Origin of the sequence: uncultured Kluyvera sp. (assembly GCF_902485085.1) — a bacterium.
GTDB lineage: Bacteria > Pseudomonadota > Gammaproteobacteria > Enterobacterales > Enterobacteriaceae > Kluyvera > Kluyvera ascorbata.
Genome location: NZ_CABTJS010000059.1, coordinates 1 through 1476, shown reverse-complemented (window position 1 = coordinate 1476; position 1476 = coordinate 1). Strand labels below are relative to the sequence as shown.

The 1476-nt window shown below is 55.6% G+C and carries 1 protein-coding gene; it reads right to left on the bottom strand.

Translation table 11 applies throughout. The annotated features are described in order from the left end of the window. Nucleotides 1–1413: RecE family exodeoxyribonuclease (locus RDN66_RS07165; RefSeq protein ID WP_308537739.1), on the bottom strand; the 1413-nt coding region annotated here is incomplete at its 3' end. Between the last annotated feature and the right edge of the window lie 63 nt (nt 1414–1476).

The window sequence follows — 1476 nt, the reverse complement described above, 5'->3', positions numbered from 1 at the left end:
TTGCCCGTCAGCAGCCAGGCTCGGCGCAGCGGCGGCCAGAATTTCCCCGGCGCTGGCGTCAGTTACGGTATCTGCCTGCTGATCATCTTCCACAGCACCTTCGCCTGCTGGTACCGCATTGTTAATTTCGCCTTCGGCGCGCTCTGTCTCTTCCATCGGCTCATCGCTGGTGGTTTCCTCGGTTTGTTTGGCTGCGACTTTCTGCTCTGCTGCGACCTGCTCGTTAATTTCGTTTTCCCAGCTTTTTTCTGGCACGTGACCGGACGCTGCCAGGGTTTCTTCGGCTGGGTGCTGGTGATCGGATTCCGTCAGGTTCGCGTTGATATACGTCTGCAGGCTGACCGGGAAGTGGTGAACGTTCTCTGCGGCGCCCCGGATAAGCGCGAAGATAGCCGCGCGGGAATAATCCAGGATGCCAGCGGTTTTGCGGAGCGCTTCGGACCACTCTTTGAACGGACTTTGTTTCTTACTGACGATCTCTTTTGCACGACGGAAAACGCCGCCAGGGATGTCGTAGATGTTGAAATCCATTGGCAGAGTGGCAAGCGCAATATCAATGTCCAGAGTGTCCAGCGTGTGGACAAGGTCCGGGTTGCGATCTGTCTTATTACCGCCGCCAGCATTGGTTTTAACGTCGGTGCGCTGAATCAGCGCCACGCGGTTACCTTTCTGCCATTCTTTGACCAACAGTCCGCGGTCGATGTGCTCAGTGGTCGCCCAGGCCTTTACGAGCTGGATAATCTGGTTCAGCTCGCTGCGCTTATCCTGCGGGAAAACAGCCTTAACTGCGGTCGTCAGCTTCCACAGGGTAGGCATGTCGAAGGTCTTAACCTCCGGCGCATTCTCGGCGGCCAGCAGCAGGTTCTGGACGTAGGTGTTGTCCGTGTCCATTTCCAGCGCGGCGATTTTCGCCTGGGTTTCTTTGTTGATGCAGTAGACGTGCAGGTCCTCAGCCATGAACTGCGCCAGCAGTTGCACACGGAATCCCATAGGCGCGATGTTGTATTCAACGTTAACAATCTTGCTTTCGTGGCTGTTGTCTTCAACCTGTTCTGCGTCTGCGTCTGCGTCTGCGTCTGCGTCTGCGTCTGCGTCGCCAGCATCTTCCTGGTGGAAAGCATCCTGTGGCGCCGCGCCTTCTTTCAGCTGCCAGGTACGCTGGTCTTCGGCCAGTTCGTAGCGTTCGCACCAGGTAAAATCAACCACGCCTTCTTCCGGCAGGTCATTAAACACAGGGAAGTCAGTACGGATTGGCTTCTGGTAATCCTTGCCGCGACCGGTCTCAATTCCGGCATCTTCCAGATCAACATCGAGCTGAAGATTGGCGCGCGCTTCTGATTTCGCACTGCGCCAAATTACTGCATCTTTCTTGCCGGATTTCTGAGTGGCCTTAACCACATTAAAGAATTCCATGTGAGATCCTCTTTTTTGGGTGTTAGAATCCCCGGGCCATTGGTGGCGCCCATTGGGTGTTCA